This is a genomic window from Glacieibacterium frigidum, assembly GCF_007097155.1.
In the GTDB taxonomy this organism is placed as follows: Bacteria; Pseudomonadota; Alphaproteobacteria; order Sphingomonadales; family Sphingomonadaceae; genus Glacieibacterium; species Glacieibacterium frigidum.
In genome coordinates, this window is sequence record NZ_VJWA01000001.1 from 1,820,248 (window position 1) to 1,841,817 (window position 21,570).

A 21,570-nucleotide genomic window follows, 5' to 3' on the forward strand; every position below is an offset into this window, starting at 1 on the left:
CTGGGGAGACCGTACATGACCGGAGTCGTCATCACCGCCGCCAAGCGCACCGCCGTCGGCAGCTTCATGGGGGCGTTTGCGACCGTGCCCGCCCACGACCTTGGCAAGGCCGCCATTCTCGCCGCGCTCGAGCAGGCGGGCGTCGGCGCCGACGAGGTCAGCGAGGTCATTCTCGGCCAGGTGCTGACCGCAGCGCAGGGCCAGAACCCGGCGCGCCAGGCGTCGATGGGCGCGGGCATCGCCAAGGAAACCCCGGCCTGGGGTGTCAATCAGGTGTGCGGCAGCGGCATGCGCGCCGTGGCGCTCGGCGCGCAGGCGATCCAGGCCGGCGACGCAGCGATCGTGGTCGCGGGCGGGCAGGAGTCGATGAGCCTGTCGAACCACGCGCAGGCCTTGCGCGCCGGTACCAAGATGGGCGGCGTCGAGCTCGTCGACACGATGATCAAGGACGGTCTGTGGGATGCCTTCAACGGCTATCACATGGGCATCACCGCCGAGAATGTCGCCGAGGCCTATCAGGTGACGCGCGCCAAGCAGGACGAGTTCGCGGTCGCCAGCCAGAACAAGGCGAGCGCCGCGCGCGCGTCGGGCCGCTTCAAGGACGAAATCGCCCCGGTGACGATCAAGGGCCGCAAGGGCGACACGGTCGTCGACACCGACGAATATATCCGCGACGGCGCGACGGTCGAGGGCGTGTCGGGTCTGAAGGGGGCGTTCAAAAAGGACGGCAGCGTGACCGCGGCCAACGCCAGCGGCATCAACGACGGCGCCGCGGTGCTGGTCCTCATGTCGGCCGAGGAAGCCGCCCGGCGCGGAACGCCGGTGCTGGCGAAGATCAAGAGCTGGGCCTCGACCGGCGTCGACCCCGCGGTGATGGGCATCGGCCCGGTGACCGCGTCGCAGGCAGCGCTGAAGAAAGCCGGCTGGTCGGTCGGCGACCTCGACCTGATCGAGGCTAACGAGGCGTTTGCCGCGCAGGCGCTCGCGGTCGGCCAGGAGCTCGGCCTCGACCCCGCCAAGGTCAACGTCAACGGCGGCGCCATCGCCATCGGCCACCCGATCGGCGCGTCAGGCGCGCGCGTGCTGACGACCTTGATCTACGAGATGGGCAAGCGCGACGCCAAGAAGGGCCTCGCGACGCTATGCATCGGCGGCGGCATGGGCATTGCGATGTGTCTGGAGCGGGACTAGCTTTTAGCGGAGGAGACACGTCCATGGACGTCGCGATTGGTGCACGTTGGCAGCTGATGGTCGACGGCTTGGTTCGCAATGGCCGCTACTCGAGCGCCGAGGACGTGGTCACGGAAGGACTTCGGCTCGTCAGTCAGCACGAGGATCGGCTGGCGGCATTGAAGACGAAGATCGCGCTGTCGATTGCACGGGGCGGCGCCAGCACCGACGAGGAGGTCGAAGCGGCGATCGAAGCAAAGCTCGCAAGCATGTCCGGTCTCGCCGATTGACACGCAGGCGGCTCGTCTACCTCGACGGCGCGCGGCTCGATCTACTCGACATCGTCTCGGCAATCGCGGAAGCCAGCGGGAGCCGCGGCGTCGCAAGCCGCTTCGTTGCAAAGCTTCGTCAGCGCTGTCGGACATTGGCCGATCTGCCAGGGATCGTTGGCACGCTACGACCTGAACTCGGGCCCGACCTGCGGAGCACGCCGCATGGCAATTATCTGATCTTCTTCCGATACGTCGAAAGCCGCATCGAGATCGTCAACGTCGTGTACGCCGGCCGCGACCTCGAACGCCTGTTCGAGGTCGCGGCCGACTAAGCCTTACCCGCGCGGGTTAGCCTTCACCCAATCCAAAATCTTCTCCGGCGTCGACTCGACATAGGGGTCGCTGTCCGAGCCGTCGTCGTTCTTGCCGGGCTCTTCGAAGATCACCTTGATCTCGCCGTCGTCGACGACCATCGAATAGCGCCACGAGCGCATGCCGAAGCCTAGGTGCTCCTTGTTGATCAGCATGCCCATTTCCTTGGTGAAATGGCCGTTGCCGTCAGGGAGCAGCTTGATGTTCGAGACGCCGAGGTTCTTGCCCCACTGGAACATCACGAACGCGTCGTTGACGCTGACGCAATAGACCTCGTCGACGCCGCCGTGGCCCTTGATGTCGCCGTAGAGGCGCTCATAGCCCGGGCACTGCTCCGACGAGCAGGTCGGCGTGAAGGCGCCGGGCAGCGAGAACACGACGATGCGCTTGCCCTTGAAGATATCGCTCGAGGTGACGTCCTGCCAGCGGAAGGGGTTCGGCCCATCGACGGTCTCGTCGCGGACGCGGGTCTTGAAAGTGACTTCGGGAACGGGCTGACCGACCATCGACATGGGTAGTGCTCCTTGGCTGTGGTTTGTGCGACGCAGCGGAGTTAATGACTGTGCGGTCCAAGGGCAACCACCGCAATGCCGCACGCCGAAACGATCGAAGACTTCACCGACTGGTACGCGACGCCGCCCGGGCGCGAGGCGGCGCGGCTGCTCAGTACGGCGGTGCGCCCGCTGTTGGGCAAGGGCGGGCGGCTGCTCGCGGTGGGGCAGACCGCCCCCGTGCTGACGCGCCTCCACGGCCTGCGCCACGAGCGTGTCGCGATGATCGTCGAGACGCCGGTACGCTGGCCGGCGACGGCCGCCTCGCGCAGCGCCGTCGCCGACCCCGAGCGCCTGCCCTTCGCCGACGCACTGTTCGACGATGCACTGCTGGTCCATGCGCTCGAGCTGTGCGAGCGGCCGCGCGCCGTGCTGCGCGAGTTGTGGCGGGTGCTGTCGCCGGCGGGCCGCGTCGTGCTGGTGGTGCCCAATCGCGCCGGCATCTGGGCGCGCGTCGAAGCGCTGCCATTCGGCCGTGGTCACCCCTATGGCCGCGGGGCGCTGACCCGCCTGCTTGACGACGCGATGTTCGAGGTCGAGTCGTGGTCGACCGCGCTGAGTGCACCGCCGGTCACCCGGCTGCGCTGGCTCGAGCGCCCGCTGGCCCGCCTCGCGCCGCACCTCGGCGGGGTGCACGTCGTGGCGGCGCGCAAGATCGACGGGCTGCGCCCCGCGGGCAAGGTCAGCGCGGCGCGCTTCGAGGAGGCGATGGCGAGCTAGGCGCGAGTCAGCACGAACAGCGCCTGTTCGGCCCGCAGGTTGGGCTGCACCTCGACGCGCCGCCCGCGGCTGAGGAACACCGACCGCTCGACGCGCACGCCGAGGTCGCGGGTCAGCGCGCGGAAGTCGTCGATCGTGCACAGATGGATGTTGCTCGTCGCATGCCACGCCACCGGCAGCGTCTGCGTCACCGGCATCCGCCCGCCGAACATCAGGCTGGCGCGCACCCGCCAATGGCCGAAATTGGGGAAGCTGACGACCGCGCGCCGCCCGATGCGGAGCAGCTCTGCGACGACCCGGGCGGGATCGCGCATCGCCTGCAGCGTGTCCGACAGGATCACCCAGTCGAAGGCGTCGGCCGGATAGTCGCCGAGGTCGGCATCGGCGTCGCCCTGAACGACCGAAAGCCCGCGCGCCACGGCCGCCGCGACGTTCGCGCCGTCGAGCTCGATCCCCCGCCCGTCGACCGCCTTGTCGGTGCGCAAGGCAGCGAGCAGCGCGCCGTCGCCGCAGCCGATATCGAGAACGCGGGCGCGCTCGGGCACGATCGCCGCGATCGCCGCCAGATCGGGGCGCAGCGTCATGCGCCGGCTCGCAGGAAGCCGTCGACGACGCGGTTCATCTCGGGGGTGTCGAGCAGGAAGGCGTCGTGGCCGTGCGGGCTCTCGAGCTCGACGAAGCTGACCTCCGCTCCCGCAGCGTTCAGCGCCCGCACGATGCGTCGCGATTCGGTCGTCGGGTACAGCCAGTCGCTGGTGAAGCTGACCAGGGCGAAGCGCGTCCGCGTGCCCTTGAACGCGTCCGCCAGCCGCCCGTCGTGCGGCGCGGCAAGGTCGAAATAGTCCATCGCGCGCGTGATATAGAGGTAGGAATTGGCGTCGAAACGGTCGACGAAGCTCAGGCCCTGGTGGCGCAGGTAGGATTCGACCTGGAACTCGGCGTCGAAGCCGAAGCCCAGTGCCTCGCGGTCCTGCAGACGGCGGCCGAACTTCTCGGTCAGCCCGGCCTCCGACAGATAGGTGATATGCGCGGCCATGCGCGCCACCGACAGACCCGCGGCGGGCGGCGTGTCGCCGTAGTTGCCGTGCCGCCAGCCGGGATCGGCCATGATCGCCTGGCGCCCGACCTCGTGAAAGGCGATGTTCTGCGCCGAATGCCGCGCCGCGCTGGCGATGACGACCGCCGACCGGACCCGGTCGGGCGCGGTCGCGGCGAGTTGCAGCACCTGCATCCCACCCATCGACCCGCCGACAGCGGCGGCGAGCACGCGCACCCCCAGATGATCGAGCAGCGCGAGTTGCGCCGCGACCATGTCGGCGATGGTGATAACCGGGAAGCACATGGCATAGATGTCGCCGGCGGGGCCGATGCTGCCCGGCCCTGTACTGCCCGAACAGCCGCCCAGCACGTTGGAGCAGACGATGAAGTGCCGCGCCGGGTCGACCGGCTTCCCCGCCCCGACCAGGCGCGGCCACCAGCCGGGCTTGCCGGTGCGCGGGTGGAGCGACGCGACATGCTGGTCGCCGGTCAGCGCGTGGCAGATCAGCACCGCGTTCGAGGCGTCGGCATTCAGCGTGCCATAGGTTTCGTACGCCACATCCACGCCGTGCAGCGCCTGGCCCGACGCGAGGGTCAGCGGTGCGGCCAGCCTGACGCGGCGGTCGAGGCCGAAACGGATGTCGTCGCCGGGCATGGTCGCGCTGGTTAGGGGCGGGGCGCGGCGGGCGCAACGGGCTTGGCCCGCGCCAGCGCCGTCAGCCGCACCGCGAGGAAGTCGATCACCACGCGCACCCGCGGCGTGTGACGGACGCGCTCGTGGGTCAGCAGCCAGATGCCGCGCCCGGCCTTGTTGACCATCGGCAGGCAGCAGACGAGGCTGGGGTCGGCATCGGCGACGATGCTCGGCAGCACCGCGGGGCCGAGGCCGGCGCGCACCGCCGCGAGCAGCCCGAGCGCGCTGTCGTACTCGGTCGCCACGGCACCTTCGAGGCCGTGCTGCCTGAGCCAGGCGAGGTAGTAGAACCACACCCCCTCGCCGCCGCCGCCGACGAGGCTGTGGCCGCGCAGGTCCTCGACCGAGGTCGGCAGGCCGTACTGCGCGGCGTAGTCGCGGCTGCAATACACCGTCCACATATCGTCGGCGACGCGGCGACCGACGACGCCGGTGCCGCTCAGGCCGCCGACGCTGCGCACCGCGACATCGGCCGCGCCGCCCGCCAGGTCGCGCAGCGCGGCGCTGGTGTCGAGCTCGATGCGGATCGCCGGATAGGCGTCGTGAAGCTCGCGCAGCATCGGCGCGAGGATTGTCGCGGCGATGATCTCCGACGTCGTGACGCGGACCGTGCCGCTGACATCGCGTGCCGCACCCGCGGCGGCGTCGGTCACCGCAGCAGCCGCCGCCTCGACGCCGCGCGCCCGGGCGACAAGCGCCTCGCCGATTGGCGTCAGGCGGTATCCGGCGGGGCGCTTCTCGAACAGGGTAACGCCCAGATCCGCCTCGAGCGCCGCAACGCGTCGTGCCGCGGTCGTCTGGCTGACGCGCAGCATCCGCCCAGCCGCAAGCGTACTGCCCGTCTGTGCGACGGCGAGGAAATAGCGAAGGTCGCCCCAGTCGAACACGCCGTCATTCTGCACGAATGCAGTACCGCACTGCAACATCGTTGTTCACGCGGAGCGGTCCCGGCGGCGTACGACGGTCTTGCGCCGCCCCTCCCCACCCCGGCGCCTTCGGAGGCTCCCATGAAACTCCTTCTCGCTCTCGCCGCTGTCGTGTCGCTCGGTGCACCCGCCATCGCCCAGCCGGTCAGCATCGTTGTCGGCACCGCCGACCTCAACCTCGCCAGCGCGACCGGCCAGACCCGTCTCGACCGCCGCATCGCGCGTGCCGCCGAAGCGGCGTGCGGCGCGGCATCGACGATCGATCTCGTCGGGCAGAAGCGCGTCCGCGACTGCCGCGTCGCCGCGGTGGCATCGGCCGCGCCGCAGCGCGATGCCGTGCTTGCGCTGGCGCCGGTGGCGGTCGCGTCGGCGGCACGCTGACGCGGGTCCGGGCGGTCGACGGGGGCGGCGGCGCGCGCTAAGAGCCGCGCCCATGACCACCGCCCCGCAGATGAAGCCCTGGGTCGACGCCATCGCCCCCTATGTTCCGGGCAAGGCGAAGATCGACGGCCGCCCCGTCGTCGCCAAGCTGTCGTCGAACGAGAACCCGTTCGGCCCCTCCCCGCGCGCCGTCGCGGCGATGCAGGAGGTGCTGACGGGTTCGCACCGCTACCCCGACCCGGCATCGACCGAGCTTCGCCAGGCCCTCGGCGCGCACCACAATATCGACCCCGACCGCATCGTCTGCGGCACCGGGTCAGACGAGATTATCCACCTCGTTGCGGGCGCCTTCGCAGGGCCCGGCGACGAGGTGCTCCACGTCCGCTACGGTTTCGCGGTCTACGAGATCGCGGCGAAGCGCGTCGGCGCGACGGTCGTGGTCGCGCCCGACAACGACTATGGCACCGACGTCGATGCCCTGCTCGCGTGCGTGACACCGCGCACCCGCGTGGTCTTCGTGGCGAACCCGAACAACCCGACGGGCACCATCATTCCCGCGTCCGAGATCCGCCGCCTGCACGCCGCACTGCCGTCGAACTGCATCTTCGCGCTCGACTGCGCCTATGCCGAGTTTGCGGAAGGGGAGTACGAGGACGGCCTCGCGCTCGCCGACGCGCACGCCAACGTCGTGACGATGCGGACCTTCTCGAAGATCCACGGCCTCGCCGCGCAGCGCATCGGCTGGGGCTATGCGCAGCCGGCGGTGGTCGCCGCGATGCATCGCATCCGCGCGCCCTTCAACGTGCCGACGACGGGCCAGGCGGGCGCGGTCGCGGCGCTGGCGGACCACGACTGGGTGGCGAAGACGCGCGACCACACGCTCGAATGGCGGCGCTGGCTGTTGGGCGAGATCACCGCGATGGGCAACAAAGGGCTGCGCGCTATCCCCTCGGCGGCCAACTTCGTACTGGTCGAGTTTCCGGCCGAAGGTCCGCTGACCGCCGAAAAGGCCAACGCCGCGCTGACCGCCGACGGCATCATCGCGCGCTACCTGGCGGTGCAGAACATGCCGCGCTGCATTCGCATCTCGGTCGGCACCGAGGCCGAGACGCGCGCCGCGGTCGCCTCGCTGCGCGCCTTCGTCGAAGCAAACGGCTGATGCTGCCTTTCGCGCGGGTCGCGGTGATCGGCATGGGGCTGATCGGCTCGTCGCTGACGCGCGCCATCCGGGCGAAGCTGCCGACGGTGCACCTGACCGTTCACGATGCCGACGCTGCGGTGCGCGAGCGCGTCGTCGACCTCGACCTCGCCGACGATGTCACCGACACGCCGGGTGCGGCGGTGATCGATGCCGACCTGGTGATCCTCGCAGTGCCCGTGCTCGCGATGATGAAGGTAGCGGCCGCAATCGCTGCCGACCTGCCCGCGGGCTGCGTCGTGTCGGACACCGGTTCGGTCAAGGGTAGCGTCCTCGCCGACCTTTCGGAGGCGCTGCCCGAGGGCATCGCCATCGTCCCCGCGCACCCGGTCGCGGGCACCGAGCAGTCGGGCCCCGACGCGGGCTTCGCGACATTGTTCGACGCGCGCTGGTGCATCCTGACGCCGCCGGTCGATGCCGACGCCTTCGCGGTGGCGCGCATCACTGAGTTCTGGACGCGGCTGGGCGCCCGCGTCGAGGTGATGACCCCCGAGCATCACGATCTCGTCCTGGCCGTGACCAGCCACCTGCCCCACCTGATCGCCTATTCGATCGTCGGCACTGCTTCGGACCTCGAGAGCGTCACGCGGTCGGAGGTCATCAAGTATTCGGCGGGCGGTTTCCGCGACTTCACGCGCATCGCAGCAAGCGATCCCGTCATGTGGCGCGACGTCTTCCTGTCGAACAAGGACGCGGTGCTCAACGTCCTGCAACGCTTCAGCGAGGACCTGACCGCGCTGCAGCGCGCGATCCGCTGGGGCGACGGCGACTATCTGGAGGCGCTGTTCTCGCGCACCCGCGCGGTCCGCCGCGGCATCGTCGACGAGGGCCAGGATACGGGCGACGCCGACTTCGGGCGGCGGCACTAGGGGGTCGGCGGCGGCGTCAGCCCCAGGCTGTGCAGCACGATCGCCTGCACGACCATGACGAGCAGCCAGTGCCCGAGGTCGGCCGCGACCACGCCCCAGCTTTGCGCGCGGTAGCGCAAGGTCAGCGCCAGCGACGGCACGACGAAGCCCGCCCAGATCACCACGCCGCTGCCGATCGCCATGATCAACGGGTCGGCCTGCTTCGGCGCGAGGATCAGCGCACCCGCGAGGATCGCCGCGAGCCAGAAGCCCGCAATCGCCGCCACCACGACGGTGCCGCCCGTCAGGCGCCCCTTGCCGACGGCGAGGTGCCAGACATAGCCGACGGCGAGCCCCGCCAGCGTCGCGAGCGCGATCTGGAAGTGATTGATGACAATATAGATCATGGCCGGCCTAACGCAGCGCCGGGCAAGGCGGTTGCTGCCCTCGCACCGGGCGGCCCGGCGTGGGCATGCCGGTCAGTGTCCACGCCCCCGGCGAGCCGCCGAACGCCAGTTTGACCGGAATACGCAGCCGCTGCTCGCTGACCCGCCCGTCCGCGAGCGCCGCCTGGACCGACAGCGGGCACGTCGTCAGGATCGTCCCGGTAACGCGCGGCCGACCGGCCGCCGCGACCAGCGTCGCGTCGAGGCGCAGCACCTGCCCCGTCGCGTCGCCGAGCGTCAGGCCGCGCACCTCGACCGTGCCCTTGCCCGCCCAGCGGGCATAATCGACCAGCCGCGTCGGCCCGGTGACGCGCAGGTCGCCGGCGAGGCGCAGCGGCGCCCCCTTGCCCATCTGCACCCCCTCGCCCGCCAGCACGACCTGCGCGCGCTCGGGCAGCGTCGCCGACCAAGCCTCGGGCAGGCGGCCGGGGATCTCGCGGAAATGCACTTCGAGGGTCTTCGCGAGGACGCTGCCGCCGAGCAGCGCCGCATCGACGCGCGCCGCGTCGAGGACCGTCGACAGCCGCGCGACGACGCCCTTCTTGTCGAGGTGCAGGCTGGTCTGCGCCGACCTGGCCGCGATGCTGACGCCCGCCTCCGCCAGCGCCGGGATGCGTGCGACGATGCGTGGATCGGTGCTGCGCAGCACGGTCAGGTCGCTCTGGAACGGCCCGCGGTTGAGCACCGCCTGCGCTGCCGAGACGCGCGCGTCGATATCGGGGGCGAGCGACTTTCGCGCCGGGGAGCCGACGACTGCTTCCAGCCGATAGGGAAAGCCGCCGACGCTGAGCGAGCTGCCCGGCAGCACGCGCGCGATTTCGGCGCGAAACGCGTCGCGCTGGCCCGACCAGTACCAGTAGTAACCGCCGACCCCGGCGACCAGCGGCACCAGCGTCAGCCACAGCGGAAAGCGCTTCATGACGGGTTCAACGCATTGATCGCAGCGTGGACGCGCGCCTCGATCTCGGCGCGGTCGAGGCCCGGCGGGATCGTCTCGCCGAAGCGCATCGTGATCGTGCCCGCCTGCTTGACGAAGCCCTTGCGCCACACGAGCCCGCTGTCGAGCGCCACCGGCACGACGGGCAATTTGAGCAGTCGATAAAGACCGGCAAACCCGGGCTTCAGTTCGGGCGCCTCGCCGACGGGCACGCGCGTGCCTTCGGCAAAGATCACCACCGGGCGGTCGTTGGTCTTGGCGACCTGCGCCGCGCGCATCATCGTCCGCATCGCCGCGGTCGAGGCGTCGCGGTCGATCGGGATCGTGCCCTGCTTGCGCGCGACATAGCCCCAGATCGGGATGTTGAGCAGCTCGGCCTTCATCACCACCGCGGGGTCGTCGAACAGGTAGAGGGTCAGGATCGTCTCGTACGCCGCCTGGTGCTTGGCGGCGACGATCACCGCATGCTGCGGCACCGTCCCCTCGACGCGCAGCCGCACGCCGAGCAGGTGGGTCGAGGTCCAGACGAACCAGCGCGACCAGTATTTCGACATGTAGCGCAGTGCGGGTCGCGACACCGGCGCGGTCAGCGCGGCGACCGACACGATCGGTACCGACCCCAGGTAGAACACCACCGTGAAGACCAGCGAACGCAGAAACGCGATCATGCAACCCCAACCTGCAGCGCCGCCCAGCGCAGCGCGTATTTGTTGAATTCGCGCGCCAGGCTGGGCGCGGCGGGGTCGACCGGCACCGCGTCGGGCAGGATGGTGACCGTGCGCGGCAGCCGCGCCTCCAGCTCGAGCCGCGCGCGCTTCATGTGCGCCGCACTCGTGACAAGGCGCAGCGAGCGATACTGGTGGCGCACCATCCACGCCGTCGTTTCCTCGGCGTTGGAGCGCGTGTCGATCGCCGCGAACCCCAGGTCGACATCGCGTTCGAAGAGCGCCGGCGGGGCATCGACGGTGGCGGCCAGCTCGGCATCGGTGACGCCGCGACCGACACCCGACACCAGCATGCGCTTCGCACTGCCCGCTTCCAGCACCGCGAAGCCGCGCGCGACGCGCCCCGGTCCGCCGGTCAGCACGACGACGGCATCGGTCGCCACCGAAACCGGGGTCGCCGTCGCGAGCGTCACGATGAACCAGACGAAGCCCAGCCCCCAGGCCAGTGCCACGGCCGCGACGAGCCGGACGACCGCGCCGATCACATCTCCCCGCGCGATTTGCGGATCGCGAACCACTTCACGACGTTGGCATTATGCTGGCTCAGCGTGTCGGCGAAGACATGCCCGCCGCTGCCGTCGGCGACGAAATACAGCGCCTTGGTCGTCTCGGGATCGAGCACCGCGGCGATCGACGCGCGCCCCGGGTTGGCGATCGGCCCCTTGGGCAGGCCGGTCATCGCATAGGTGTTGTAATCGTTGACCGCGTTCTTCTCGCTCAGCCGGATGCGCCGCCCCAGCGGACGCCCCTTGGTCAGCGGATAGATGATCGTCGGGTCGGCATCGAGCCTCATGCCCTGGCGCAGCCGGTTCGAATAGACGCCCGCGACCAGCCGCCGCTCGGCCGCCTTGCTGGTTTCCTTCTCGACGATCGACGCAAGCGTGATCGCCTCCTGCGGCGTCTTCGCGACGGTCGTCGGCTTGCGCGCCTTCCACAGTTCGGCGAGCGTCCTGGTCATCGCCGCCTGCATGCGCTTGAGCACCGCGGCGCGCGGCTCGCCCGCTTGGAAGTCGTAGGTGTCGGGCAGCACCGAACCCTCCGCGGGCACGTCGATCGTCCCCGTCAGCCGCTTCTCGGCGCGCAGCCGATCGGCGACGAGCACCGCGGGCCAGCCTTCGGGAATCGTGATGCGGTAGCTCAGCACGTCGCCGGCCTGCAGCATGCGCAGATAATTGCCCCAGCCGTCGCCGACCCTGAAACGGTACACGCCCGCCTTCACCGGCCGCCCGTCGCCGAGCACGCGGGCCAGCACGCGGAAATGCCGGTCGGAGGTGACCAGCCCGGCATCCTCCAGCTGGTCGGTCACCGCGTTGAGCGATGCACCCGGCTTGACCACAACGTCGACGGTCTTCGCAGCCTTCGGCGCGTCGCCGTACCACGGCGCGACGAGCAGCCCGCCGCCGACCAGGATCAGCAGCAGCGCAAACGCCGCCGTGGCGCGGCCCAGCCTCACGGCAGCGCGCGGAAGACGAGGGTCGCGTTGGTGCCGCCGAAGCCGAACGAATTGTTCAGCACCGCCTTGATCGACCGCGGCTTGGCGACGTGCGGCACGAGGTCGACGCCCGCGCACCCGTCGCTGGGGTTGTCGAGGTTCAGCGTCGGCGGCGCCACCTGGTCACGCATCGCGAGCAGGCAGAAGATCGATTCGACCGCCCCCGCACCGCCGAGCAGATGGCCGATGGCGGACTTGGTCGACGACATGCTGAGCGTCTCTATTGCCGAGCCGAACAGTCGGCGCACCGCCCCCAGCTCGAGCTCGTCGCCCATCGGCGTCGAGGTGCCGTGCGCGTTGATATAGTCGATGTCCGACGGGGCCAGCCCCGCCTTGCGCAGCGCCATCTCCATCGAGCGGAACGCCCCCGACCCTTCAGGGTGCGGCGCGGTGACGTGATAGGCGTCGCCGGTCAGGCCGTAGCCGATGATCTCGCCATAGATCTTCGCGCCGCGCGCCTTGGCGTGCTCGTATTCCTCCAGCACGACGACGCCCGCGCCCTCGCCCATTACGAAGCCGTCGCGGTCCTTGTCATAGGGGCGCGAGGCACGCTTCGGCTCATCGTTGAAGTTCGTCGACAGCGCCCGCGCCTGGCTGAAGCCGGCGATGCCGAGCGGGCAGATCGCGCCCTCCGCGCCGCCTGCCAACATGACATCGGCGTCGTCGAGGGCGATCATGCGTGCCGCGTCGCCGATCGCATGCGCGCCGGTCGAGCAGGCAGTGACCACGGCGTGGTTCGGCCCCATCAGCCCGTACTTGATGCTGACCTGGCCCGAGATCAGGTTGATCAGCCGGCCGTGGACGAAGTGCGGCGAGACGCGGCGCGGCCCCTTGGTGTGGAGGACGACCGATTCCTCCTCGATGCCCGGCAGGCCGCCGATGCCCGAACCGATCGTGCAGCCGACGCGGAAGCGCTCGGCCTCGGTCATGTCGGTCAGGCCGGCATCTTCGAGCGCCTGGCCGGCGGCGTCGATGCCATAGGTGATGAACGGGTCGACCTGGCGCTGCACCTTGTGATCGACGCGCTTGCCGGCGTCGAAGGTTCGGCCGGTGCCGTCGCCGCGGATGACTTCGCACGCGATGCGGCAGGCATAGCCCTCCGGATCGAAACGGGTGATCGGCCCCGCCCCCGATTCGGACGCCAGGATGCTGGCCCAGACGGTTTCGACGTCCGAACCCAGCGGCGTCACCATGCCCAGCCCGGTAATTACGACGCGACGCATGGGCGTTCGCCTCCTTCAAATGGTCAGATACGCAAAACGGCTCCCCACCAGCGCGGAGAGCCGTTTTTCAGGTTCGGGCCGCGCCCAAATCGAGAGTGTCGCCGGTCAGGCGGCGGCGTTGGTCTCGATGAAGCCGATCGCGTCCTTGACGGTCAGGATCTTCTCGGCGGCATCGTCGGGGATCTCGACGCCGAACTCTTCCTCGAACGCCATCACCAGCTCGACGGTGTCGAGGCTGTCGGCACCCAGGTCGTCGATGAAGCTTGCTTCTTCGGTAACCTTATCGGCGTCGACGCCGAGGTGCTCGACGACGATCTTCTTCACGCGGTCGGCGACATCGCTCATGGTAATCCTCTCCAGTGTCACGAGGCCGGTGCCGCCCCTGTTGTTGGTCCTAGGCGATAGCGTCGGCGGCGATGCGTGGCAAGCGCTCCCTCTCCCGCTTGCGGGAGAGGGCGAGAGACGCGCGTCAGCGCGGCCCGGGGTGAGGGTGTTCTGTCGTTTGGGCAGCAAGATGCCAGGCGATGGTCTGCATCACCCAATCGAAATTCGTGAACACCTCGGCATTTGGAAAACGCACTACCCGCCAGCCGCACTCGTTGAGATAGGCGGTGCGCCGTGCGTCATATTCCCTGGAGTCGTTGTGCTGCGATCCATCGAGCTCGAGAATCAGCTTCGCGGAGATGCAGGCGAAGTCCGCTATGTAGGGACCAACACTGTGCTGACGGCGAAGCTTCGTCTCGGCGAAGCGCCGGTCCCGCAACGCCCGCCAAACCTTGCGTTCGGCCTCGGTAGAAGTTTTCCGCAGGGGCTTGGCGAAGGGGCTGACAATACGGACGACCCGCGACATTCCGCATTCGTAACGACAATCGCCTGCGGCTGCCAGTGCTCAGCCAAGACACCCTCACCCCGGGCCGCGCCTGCGGCGCGTCTCTCGCCCTCTTCCGCCAGCGGGAGAGGAGAAAGTTAGATCATCGCCATCCCGCCGTTCACGTGGAGCGTCTGGCCCGTGACATAGGCCGCACCGCGCGATGCGAGATACGCGACCGCGGTCGCCACGTCGGTGCCCTCGCCCAGGCGGCCGGCGGGGATGCGGGCGGTCAGCGCGTCGCGCTGCGCTTCGGGCAGCGCTTCCGTCATCGGCGAGACGATGAAGCCCGGGGCGACGCAGTTGACCGTGATACCGCGCGACGCGACCTCCTGCGCCAGCGCCTTCGACATGCCGATCAGCCCGGCCTTCGACGCGGCATAATTGACCTGCCCCGGGTTGCCGGTGACGCCGACGACCGAGGTGATCGAGATGATCCGGCCGAAACGCGCCTTCATCATCGGCTTGCACGCCGCGCGGCACAGGCGGAACGCGGCCTCGAGGTTGACGCGGATAACCGTGTCCCACTCCTCGTCCTTCATCCGCATCGCGAGATTGTCGCGCGTCACGCCAGCGTTGTTGACCAATATGTCGAGCTGGCCCAGCGCCGCGACCGCCTGGGGCACGAGTGCATCGACCTGTGCGGCCTTCGACAGGTCGCACGGCAGCACGACCGCATTGCCGCCGATCTCGTCGGCCAATGTTTGCAGAACCTCAGCACGCGTACCGGACAGCGCGACGCGTGCACCCTGCGCCGCGAGGCAGCGTGCCACCGCCGAGCCGATGCCCCCGGAGGCGCCTGTCACGAGTGCGGTCATGCCGGTCAGATCGAACATCTTGTGCCTCAAGTCTTGTCTCCGGTGGGTCCTGCGAACCCCGTAGTCGGAGAGTGTTTACAATGTCTTGGCCACCGCCTCGATGCCCGCCATGTCGGTCGCGCTGACGTTGCCGGCGTCGGGTGAAATGCGCTTGTTCATCGGCCCGAGGACGCGGCCTCCGAGCTCGACGAACTGGTCGACCCCCAGCGCGGTCATCGCCAGCACGCTCTCGCGCCAGCGCACCATCGCGGTCACCTGCTCGACGAGCAGCGTGCGGATCGTCGCGGCATCGCTTACGGGTGCCGCGGTGACGTTGGCGACAAGGGTCACGAACGGCGCGTCGAGGCGCGCATCGGCGAGTGCCCCCGCCATCGCGTCGGCGGCAGGCTGCATCAGCGGGCAGTGGAACGGCGCCGACACCGGCAGCAGCACGGCGTGCCGCGCACCGCGCGAACGGCCCAGCGAGATGGCGCGCGCCACCGCCTCGACATGGCCCGAGACGACGACCTGCCCCGGCGCATTGTCGTTCGCCGCCGCGCACACCTGGCCCTGCGCCGCCTCCTCGACGATCGCCAGCACGGCATCGAGGTCGAGGCCGAGCAGCGCCGCCATCGCGCCCTCGCCCACCGGCACGGCCGCCTGCATCGCCTCGCCGCGCAGGCGCAGCAGCCGGGCGGTATCGGCAAGGCTCAGCGACCCCGCCGCGCAAAGCGCCGTATATTCACCCAGGCTGTGCCCCGCCACGTACGCGGCGGCCTCGCCCAGCCGCACGCCGCCCTCGCTCTCCAGCACGCGCAGCGCCGCGATGCTGAGCGCCATGATCGCCGGCTGAGCGTTCGCCGTCAGCTTCAGCTCGTCCTCGGGCCCGTCGAACATCAGCGCCGACAGCCGCTGGCCGAGCGCGTCGTCGACCTCCTCGAACACCGCGCGCGCCGTTGGTGAGGCGGCGGCCAGCCCCTTGCCCATGCCGACCGCCTGGCTGCCCTGCCCCGGAAACACGAATGCGCGCGTCAATGGCCGCTCCCCCGCTGATTGGATTTGTCGGGCGGATAGGCCCCGCAGGCGGACGCGGCAAGCCGGTCGTGCAGCCCGTTCAGCCGATCATCGGCGATTGCACGACGCCGTGCTTCGATTAACATACGCAGTGCGTTCATCCGCTAGCCACGCTGGTCGATGCAGATTCATAGTCAGACGACTGCCCGAGAGGATCACCATGAAGTTCGCCAATCTTGTGCTGCTGGCCACCGCCCTGACCGCTGCCGTGCCTGCCGCCGCCGCCGTGTCGACCGCGGTCGGCCGCCAGCTCAGCATCGCACGCAACGCCAGCGGTGCCGCCGCAATCACCGCGATCAACAATGCCCGCGCCGCCGCGCGCACGCCCGAGGAGCGCACCAAGGTCTCGCAGATGGCGGCCTATGTTTACACCAAGGCGGGCCAGTACGGCCGCGCGGCGCAGGAGCTGGAGGGCCTCGGTGCCCCCCCGGCGCAGCTCGCGGGCCTGTATTACAACGCCGGAAACCTCGACAAGGCGGTCAGCTACGCCAAGCGCGCGGGCGGCGAGAACATGCAGATCCTGATCGCCCAGGCCGCCACCAAGCGCGGCCGCTACGGCGAGGCGGTGACCGCCTACAACAACCTGATCAAGGCCAACGGCCCGAAGGCCGTCTATCTTGAGAACCTGTCGGGTGCGCAGTACAAGTCGGGCGACAAGAAGGGCTATCTCGTCACCACGACGCGGCTGATCCGCCAGGATCCGACGCCGGCGCGCTGGAAGGCGCTGCTGTCGAACCTGCGCCAGACGCCGATGACCCCCGATGCCAAGCTGGCGCTGTACCGCCTGATGAATCAGACGGGCACGCTCGAGCGTAACGAAGACTATCTCGAGTTCGCCAAGCTCGCGCTGGTCGCAGGTCAGGCGGGCACCGCCAAGGAGGTCCTCGCCAAGGCCGGTTCGGTGGGCACCGACGCGATGAGCGTCCGCCTCGCCCAGGCTGCCAACCAGCGTTCGGCACAGGCGGCCGCGCAGGCCCCCAGGCTCGCCGCGTCGCCCGCGACAGCGTACGAGGCCGGCAACGCCTATCTCGGCATCAACAACTTCGGTGCGGCGGCAGCGGCGTACGACAAGGCGATCGCGGGCGGCGGCAACAACGCCGACCCGGCGCGCCTGTTCAAGGGCATCGCGCAGCTGCGCGGCGGCCAGATCGGGCCGTCCAAGGCCAGCTTCGCGCAGGTGCCCGAGGCTTCGCCGCTGAAGGACATCGCCCAGATGTGGGGGCTCTACGCCTCGACGAAGGGATAATCGTCTTCGGCGCGGCCGAAGCCAGCGCTTTGTCTTCGAACCGTCATAATACCCCCCGATAACGCGGTGACGGGGGTATTATGAATCATTTGATTATCGGGCTTGGCGGAACGGGCGGGAAAGTCATCCGCGCGTTCCGCAAGCAGGTCTACGCCGAGTACCGCGCCGTCGCACCGGCGGGGCTCGACGTCGGCTATCTCTACGTCGATTCGGACCCCGACGAGTTCAAGCCCGACCAGGCCGACTGGAAGGTGCTGGGCACCTCGGTCCAGCTGCCCGTCGCCAGCCAGCTCAACATCACCGGCGAGAACCTCGGCGCGCGGCTGAAGGACATCCAGTCCTACCCCGGCATCAAGCCGTGGATCGGCGACCGCACGGCGTGGGGCGAGATCATCGGCGCGATCGTCGGCGCCGCACTCGGCGGCCAGAAGCGCCGCCTGGGCCGCTTCCTGTTCGCCTGCAAGATCGACAAGTTCCGCGAGCAGGTCCAGTCGCAGGTCCGCACCCTGCAGGGCAACGGCCGCACCGACATTACCTTCCACGTCGTCGCGGGCCTCGCCGGCGGCACGGGGTCGGGGACGATCGTCGATACCGTCGCGCAGCTGCGCGCCATGTACAACGACGCGCAGCGCCATCGCATCGTTCTCTACCTGCTGCTGCCCGAGGAGTTTCCGCAGCCCAACTGGGACAGCGGCAATTATCATTCCAACGGCTATGCGGCGCTCGTCGAGCTCAACGCGCTGTCGACCGGCGCGTATCATCCGGTCGACCTCGTCACCGGCAACCGCCTCGCGCTCGGCGACCCGTTCAACGGCGCCTATGTCTTCGGCAACGAGAACGAAAACGGCTACCAGGCCGACGTCAAGAACGAGCTGCCGGGCATCGTCGGCGACTATCTCTTCCAGAAGATCGCGGTCGCCGACAAGGTCGGCTGGAAATCGCTCGGCCGCATGGAGAATGCCGAGAACGGCGACGGCACGCCCGAGACGACCCCCGGCGCCCGCGTCGGCGAGCGGTCGAAGCGCTTCCTGTCGTTCGGCATCAAGCGCATCGCCATCCCCGAGGAGGAGATCGGCGAGTATCTGAGCCTCAACTTCGCGCGCGCCGCGATCCAGCAGTTGCGCAGCAACAATTGGCAGGACGGCCAGGGCTTCGTCGACAGCGTCCGCAACATCGACACCGCGAGTTTCGTGCGCGAGGCCGAGACGCTGGGCCGCTGGCTGCTGACCGACGAGCATCTGACCCTGTCGGTCCCGATCCTGCAGGCCGACGACCCCAACAAGCGCTGGCGCGCGCTCGGCGACGAGTGGGACGGCGCGATGACGACGTTCAAGTCGATGGTTCGCGACGGGCCGCCCCCGGGCTGGCTCGACGAGCTCCACAAATACGCCGTCAAGCGCTTCGATGAGGGCTTCCGCAACGCCGGCGTGCCGTCCTTCTATCGCACCAAGGCGATGGCCAAGCGCGACATGGCGCGCGAGGTCCGCGGGCGGGTCGAGCGCGAGCTGTTCGACGACTGGCGCAACGGCACCCGCTCGGCGACCGAAGTGTCGCGCGTGCTGGGTGACCTGACCAGCCTGCTGACCGACCGGCTGCAGGGCATCGACGGCGTCGTGGCGCGCGAGCGCGAGGCGGCCGAAGCGGCGAACGAGGCGCTGCGCATCGTCCAGCAGCGCTGGGCGAGCATGGGCCTGCTCGGCCGCATGGTCGGCAACCGCAACAACCTGCTCGACGAATACGGCCTGCAGCTGCGCGAGCATTTCGTGCGCCGCACCCGCGTCGAGGCGTGGATGGTCGGCAAGACGATCCTGGGCGAGGTGCTGACCGAGCTCGCCGACCTGCGCGCGATCGTCGATCAGATCATCGCGACGATGCAGGACGCGCTGACCCGCGTCGGTGCCGGCATCGATGCACGGCTGAAGACCGGCGGCGGCGACGACATCAAGGGCCACCTCGTCCGCTTCTACGATCCCGAGCTGGTCCGCACGGTGACGCGCGAGCTGGTGCTCGACCAGGTCCAGCAGGCGACCCAGACCGCCAAGGTGCGCGCCGCGCTGATCGAGCGCGCCGGGCCCAACCCGGGCTTCCAGGCCTTCCGCGACCGCGTCGGGCTGGGCGACATGGTTGACCGCATCGAGGCGGTGGCCGAGGACAATGCCCGCGTCGCGCACGATACGCTGGTGATCGACGTCAAGCGCCGCATCCTCGGCGTCTCGATCATCGCCAAGCTGCGCGAGCGCTTCGGCGGTGACCGCCAGGCGCTGGGGGCCTATGTCGCCAATCTGGTGCGGGAGGCCGGCTGCTACCTGACCGTCAACCCGCTGGAGAGCGGCAAGTCGGGGCCGGGTATCCCGGCGGGCGTCCAGACGCTCGTCCAGAAATGGATCGTCGTGCTGCCCAAGGCGACCGAGCACGCCGCCTTCGTCGCCGACCTGAAGACGGCGTTCAGGGACGCCCAGCCCGGCGACCTCGAGTTCATCGAAGCCGACGGCCGCGCCAACGAAATCACCATGATCGCGGTCAAGAACCTGTTCCCGCTGCGCTATCTGAAGGTGCTGCCGTTCCTGAAGGCGAAGTACGAGACGCGCATCGCCGCCAACCCGGCGCGCTTCGCCCTCGAGCTCCATACCGAGGGCAGCATCGACAGCTATCCGTCGCTGTACGTCCGCAGCGGCGACGAGCTGCGCCGCGATGCACTCGCGCTGGTGCTGATCGGACGCGGGCTGGGCATCGTCCAGGACGACCCCAAGGGGCCGACCTATCTGGGCCGCGACGCGGACGGGTTCGAGGCGCCGCCCGTGCGGCTCGGCACGTCGCTGCTCGTCGCCGCGGAGGGCATCGACGACAAGCTCTATGCGCAGCTCAAGGCCGACATCGACGCGGGGCTGGCCAAGCTCGACGACCTCGAGCCGGTCAAGGGGGCGATCCGCACGGCGCCCGACATCATCAAGCCGCTGGTCGGCGGGGATGTCGCGGACCCGCGCTACCGCGCCGTCGTCGAAGCCGCCAAGGCGGCACTCATGATCATCCGGAGATAGGCAATGGCGGGGGAACGGCGCGGCAAGTGCGTCAACATCGGAAACTGCAGCCTCGCCGACAAGCGCGAGATCATCGAGGTCAAGCCGGGTGCGGACTTCGTCTGCACCGAATGCGGCAAGGGGCTGATCGTCGCGCGTGAGGCGGGCGGCGACGGCATCCCGAAATGGGCGATCGCCGCGGGCCTCGCGGTGCTGCTGCTCGTCGCCGGCTGGTTCGCCTGGGGCGCGCTGAGCGGCGACAAGACATCCGATACGACGCAGGTCGCGAAGGGTGAGGTGCCGCCGCCGCCCGCGACCGAGGCCGAGCCGCTGCTCCGCCTCGGCGGGTCGAACACCATCGGCGACAAGCTCGCGCCCGCGCTGGCCGAGGCGTGGCTGAAAAGCCGCGGCTGCGCCAGTGTCGAGCGGCAGACGCCCGGCAACGACGAGATCGTGCTGTCGTGCGAGGCCGACGGCAAGCCGCAGATCGTCACGGTGAGTGCGCACGGCACCAAGACCGGCTTTTCCGGCCTGAAGTCGGGCAGCTACGACATCGCCATGGCGTCGGACAAGATCGACGGAAGCCAGAAGAGCGATCTCGCCGCCCTCAACCCGCGCGAGCATGTCATCGCGCTCGACGGCATCGCGGTCATCGTCAACCCGGGCAGCCGCGTCGCGCAGCTGACGATCGATCAGGTCGCCGGGCTGTTCTCGGGTGCGATCACCGACTGGTCGCAGGTCGGCGGCGCGCCGGGGGCGGTGCAGGTCTATGCCCGCGACGACAACTCGGGGACGTGGAAATATTTCAAGACGGCGATCCTCGACAACGCCGGCACGACGCTGGTCGGCAACGCCAAGCGGTTCGAGAAGGGCAGCGAGCTTGCCGACGGTGTCGTCTCCGATCCCAACGGCATCGGCTTCGTCGGCCTGACCTCGGCGGGCGCCGCGCGCGCCGTCGCGCTCGCGCCGGCGGGTGCCGTCGCGCTGTTCCCGACGCGCTTCACGGTGGGCCGGGAGGATTATGCGCTGTCGCGGCGCATGTACCTCTACACCGCCGCGACACCAGCCAAGCCCGATGTCACGCGCTTCCTCAGCTTCATCGCCTCCCCGGAAGGCCAGGCGGTAGCCGAGAAGCAGGGCTTCGTGCCCCGCACCATCGAGGGCGAGAAGGTGGAGCAGGCGCCCGACGTCGCGCCCCCGGGCTATGCCGCGCTGACCCGCGGCGCGATGCGCCTGTCGACCAACTTCCGCTTCGAGACCGGCAGCGCCGATCTCGACACCAAGGCCTTGAGCGAATCCGACTATGTCGAGCGCTTCCTGACCGACAACCGCTTCGACCCCAGCCGGCTGATGCTGTTCGGCTTCACCGACAACAAGGGCGGCGACGGCATCAACTGCCCGCTGTCGCGCCAGCGTGCCGCGACCGTCGCCGCGACGCTGCGGTCGCGCGGCCTGCAACCGCGCACGGTCGAGGGTTTCTGCTCGGCGCTGCCGGTGGCGGACAACAGCAGTGCCGACGGCCAGGCGCGCAATCGCCGTGTCGAGGTGTGGATCGGGCGCTGAGGCTTGCGTTAG

The 21,570-nt window shown here is 69.5% G+C and carries 24 protein-coding genes; 10 read left to right on the forward strand and 14 right to left on the reverse strand.

Annotated elements, in window-relative coordinates; translation table 11 throughout:
• Positions 1-15: 15 nt before the first annotated feature.
• Genes FMM06_RS08765 through FMM06_RS08775 form a run of 3 tightly spaced genes read left to right on the forward strand, consistent with a single transcriptional unit; the run spans position 16 to position 1,774 of the window.
• Complete coding sequence (locus tag FMM06_RS08765) at positions 16-1,191, forward strand: acetyl-CoA C-acetyltransferase (RefSeq protein ID WP_144236871.1); 1,176 nt, start codon at positions 16-18, stop codon at positions 1,189-1,191.
• Positions 1,192-1,214: 23 nt separating this feature from the next.
• Complete coding sequence (locus FMM06_RS08770; protein WP_144236872.1) at positions 1,215-1,460, forward strand: type II toxin-antitoxin system ParD family antitoxin; 246 nt, start codon at positions 1,215-1,217, stop codon at positions 1,458-1,460.
• The gene (locus FMM06_RS08775) at positions 1,457-1,774 is read left to right on the forward strand and encodes a type II toxin-antitoxin system RelE/ParE family toxin (protein ID WP_144236873.1); all 318 of its coding nucleotides are present in this window, start codon (positions 1,457-1,459) and stop codon (positions 1,772-1,774) included. Before FMM06_RS08770 ends, FMM06_RS08775 begins: the two co-directional genes overlap by 4 nt.
• A 3-nt stretch (positions 1,775-1,777) precedes the next feature.
• Here FMM06_RS08775 and FMM06_RS08780 read toward each other — a convergent pair whose 3' ends face one another.
• On the reverse strand, positions 1,778-2,320 hold the full coding sequence (locus FMM06_RS08780) for a peroxiredoxin (protein WP_144237161.1): 543 nt from the start codon (positions 2,318-2,320) through the stop codon (positions 1,778-1,780).
• Between the two features lie 81 nt (positions 2,321-2,401).
• Between FMM06_RS08780 and FMM06_RS08785 the strand changes: the two genes are divergently transcribed.
• On the forward strand, positions 2,402-3,085 hold the full coding sequence (locus FMM06_RS08785) for a class I SAM-dependent methyltransferase (RefSeq protein WP_144236874.1): 684 nt from the start codon (positions 2,402-2,404) through the stop codon (positions 3,083-3,085).
• Here the strand turns inward: FMM06_RS08785 and metW are convergent.
• From metW to FMM06_RS08800, 3 genes are read right to left on the reverse strand one after another with little or no spacing between them, the layout of a single operon-like run.
• Positions 3,082-3,669 carry a methionine biosynthesis protein MetW gene (gene metW, locus FMM06_RS08790; protein ID WP_144236875.1) on the reverse strand — a complete coding sequence of 196 codons (588 nt, stop codon included), beginning with the start codon at positions 3,667-3,669 and terminating at the stop codon, positions 3,082-3,084. The genes FMM06_RS08785 and metW overlap by 4 nt on opposite strands.
• The gene (gene metX, locus FMM06_RS08795; RefSeq protein ID WP_144236876.1) at positions 3,666-4,778 is read right to left on the reverse strand and encodes a homoserine O-acetyltransferase MetX; all 1,113 of its coding nucleotides are present in this window, start codon (positions 4,776-4,778) and stop codon (positions 3,666-3,668) included. Before metX ends, metW begins: the two co-directional genes overlap by 4 nt.
• A gap of 11 nt (positions 4,779-4,789) precedes the next feature.
• The gene (locus tag FMM06_RS08800) at positions 4,790-5,719 is read right to left on the reverse strand and encodes a LysR family transcriptional regulator (protein ID WP_235889176.1); all 930 of its coding nucleotides are present in this window, start codon (positions 5,717-5,719) and stop codon (positions 4,790-4,792) included.
• A gap of 105 nt (positions 5,720-5,824) precedes the next feature.
• Here FMM06_RS08800 and FMM06_RS08805 point away from each other — a divergent pair, with 105 nt between their 5' ends.
• From FMM06_RS08805 to FMM06_RS08815, 3 genes are read left to right on the forward strand one after another with little or no spacing between them, the layout of a single operon-like run.
• Complete coding sequence (locus tag FMM06_RS08805) at positions 5,825-6,124, forward strand: UrcA family protein (RefSeq protein WP_144236877.1); 300 nt, start codon at positions 5,825-5,827, stop codon at positions 6,122-6,124.
• A gap of 52 nt (positions 6,125-6,176) precedes the next feature.
• Positions 6,177-7,283, forward strand: coding sequence for a histidinol-phosphate transaminase (gene hisC, locus FMM06_RS08810; protein WP_235889179.1), 1,107 nt, complete (start codon positions 6,177-6,179; stop codon positions 7,281-7,283).
• Positions 7,283-8,191: a prephenate/arogenate dehydrogenase family protein gene (locus tag FMM06_RS08815; protein WP_144236878.1), complete on the forward strand. Its 909-nt coding sequence runs from the start codon at positions 7,283-7,285 to the stop codon at positions 8,189-8,191. The genes hisC and FMM06_RS08815 overlap by 1 nt, the downstream gene beginning before the upstream one ends.
• On the opposite strand, the gene FMM06_RS08820 is transcribed toward FMM06_RS08815, so the two are convergent.
• From FMM06_RS08820 to fabD, 10 genes are all read right to left on the reverse strand, one after another.
• Positions 8,188-8,577, reverse strand: coding sequence for a DUF1761 domain-containing protein (locus FMM06_RS08820; protein WP_144236879.1), 390 nt, complete (start codon positions 8,575-8,577; stop codon positions 8,188-8,190). The genes FMM06_RS08815 and FMM06_RS08820 overlap by 4 nt on opposite strands.
• A 7-nt stretch (positions 8,578-8,584) precedes the next feature.
• Positions 8,585-9,535, reverse strand: coding sequence for a DUF2125 domain-containing protein (locus FMM06_RS08825; protein WP_144236880.1), 951 nt, complete (start codon positions 9,533-9,535; stop codon positions 8,585-8,587).
• Positions 9,532-10,221 (reverse strand): lysophospholipid acyltransferase family protein, encoded by a 690-nt coding sequence (locus FMM06_RS08830; protein ID WP_144236881.1) that lies wholly within the window; start codon positions 10,219-10,221, stop codon positions 9,532-9,534. The genes FMM06_RS08825 and FMM06_RS08830 overlap by 4 nt, the downstream gene beginning before the upstream one ends.
• Positions 10,218-10,763 carry a YdcF family protein gene (locus FMM06_RS08835; protein ID WP_235889180.1) on the reverse strand — a complete coding sequence of 182 codons (546 nt, stop codon included), beginning with the start codon at positions 10,761-10,763 and terminating at the stop codon, positions 10,218-10,220. The genes FMM06_RS08830 and FMM06_RS08835 overlap by 4 nt, the downstream gene beginning before the upstream one ends.
• On the reverse strand, positions 10,760-11,725 hold the full coding sequence (gene mltG, locus FMM06_RS08840; protein WP_144237165.1) for an endolytic transglycosylase MltG: 966 nt from the start codon (positions 11,723-11,725) through the stop codon (positions 10,760-10,762). Before mltG ends, FMM06_RS08835 begins: the two co-directional genes overlap by 4 nt.
• A 2-nt stretch (positions 11,726-11,727) precedes the next feature.
• On the reverse strand, positions 11,728-12,993 hold the full coding sequence (fabF, locus tag FMM06_RS08845; protein WP_144236882.1) for a beta-ketoacyl-ACP synthase II: 1,266 nt from the start codon (positions 12,991-12,993) through the stop codon (positions 11,728-11,730).
• Between the two features lie 105 nt (positions 12,994-13,098).
• On the reverse strand, positions 13,099-13,338 hold the full coding sequence (locus FMM06_RS08850; RefSeq protein WP_144236883.1) for an acyl carrier protein: 240 nt from the start codon (positions 13,336-13,338) through the stop codon (positions 13,099-13,101).
• A gap of 124 nt (positions 13,339-13,462) precedes the next feature.
• Positions 13,463-13,843: an endonuclease domain-containing protein gene (locus FMM06_RS08855; RefSeq protein ID WP_144236884.1), complete on the reverse strand. Its 381-nt coding sequence runs from the start codon at positions 13,841-13,843 to the stop codon at positions 13,463-13,465.
• Positions 13,844-13,959: 116 nt separating this feature from the next.
• The gene (gene fabG, locus FMM06_RS08860) at positions 13,960-14,697 is read right to left on the reverse strand and encodes a 3-oxoacyl-[acyl-carrier-protein] reductase (protein ID WP_144236885.1); all 738 of its coding nucleotides are present in this window, start codon (positions 14,695-14,697) and stop codon (positions 13,960-13,962) included.
• Positions 14,698-14,754: 57 nt separating this feature from the next.
• Positions 14,755-15,693, reverse strand: a complete 939-nt coding sequence (fabD, locus tag FMM06_RS08865) for an ACP S-malonyltransferase (RefSeq protein ID WP_144236886.1) — start codon at positions 15,691-15,693, stop codon at positions 14,755-14,757.
• 199 nt (positions 15,694-15,892) lie between these two features.
• Between fabD and FMM06_RS08870 the strand changes: the two genes are divergently transcribed.
• The 3 genes from FMM06_RS08870 (at position 15,893) to FMM06_RS08880 (ending at position 21,558) form a co-directional block, all read left to right on the forward strand.
• Positions 15,893-16,978, forward strand: coding sequence for a tetratricopeptide repeat protein (locus FMM06_RS08870; protein WP_144236887.1), 1,086 nt, complete (start codon positions 15,893-15,895; stop codon positions 16,976-16,978).
• 80 nt (positions 16,979-17,058) lie between these two features.
• Entirely contained in the window at positions 17,059-20,016 is a 2,958-nt protein-coding gene (locus tag FMM06_RS08875; protein WP_144236888.1) for a tubulin-like doman-containing protein, read from the forward strand.
• Positions 20,017-20,019: 3 nt separating this feature from the next.
• Positions 20,020-21,558 carry a substrate-binding domain-containing protein gene (locus tag FMM06_RS08880; protein ID WP_144236889.1) on the forward strand — a complete coding sequence of 513 codons (1,539 nt, stop codon included), beginning with the start codon at positions 20,020-20,022 and terminating at the stop codon, positions 21,556-21,558.
• Positions 21,559-21,570 lie beyond the last annotated feature (12 nt).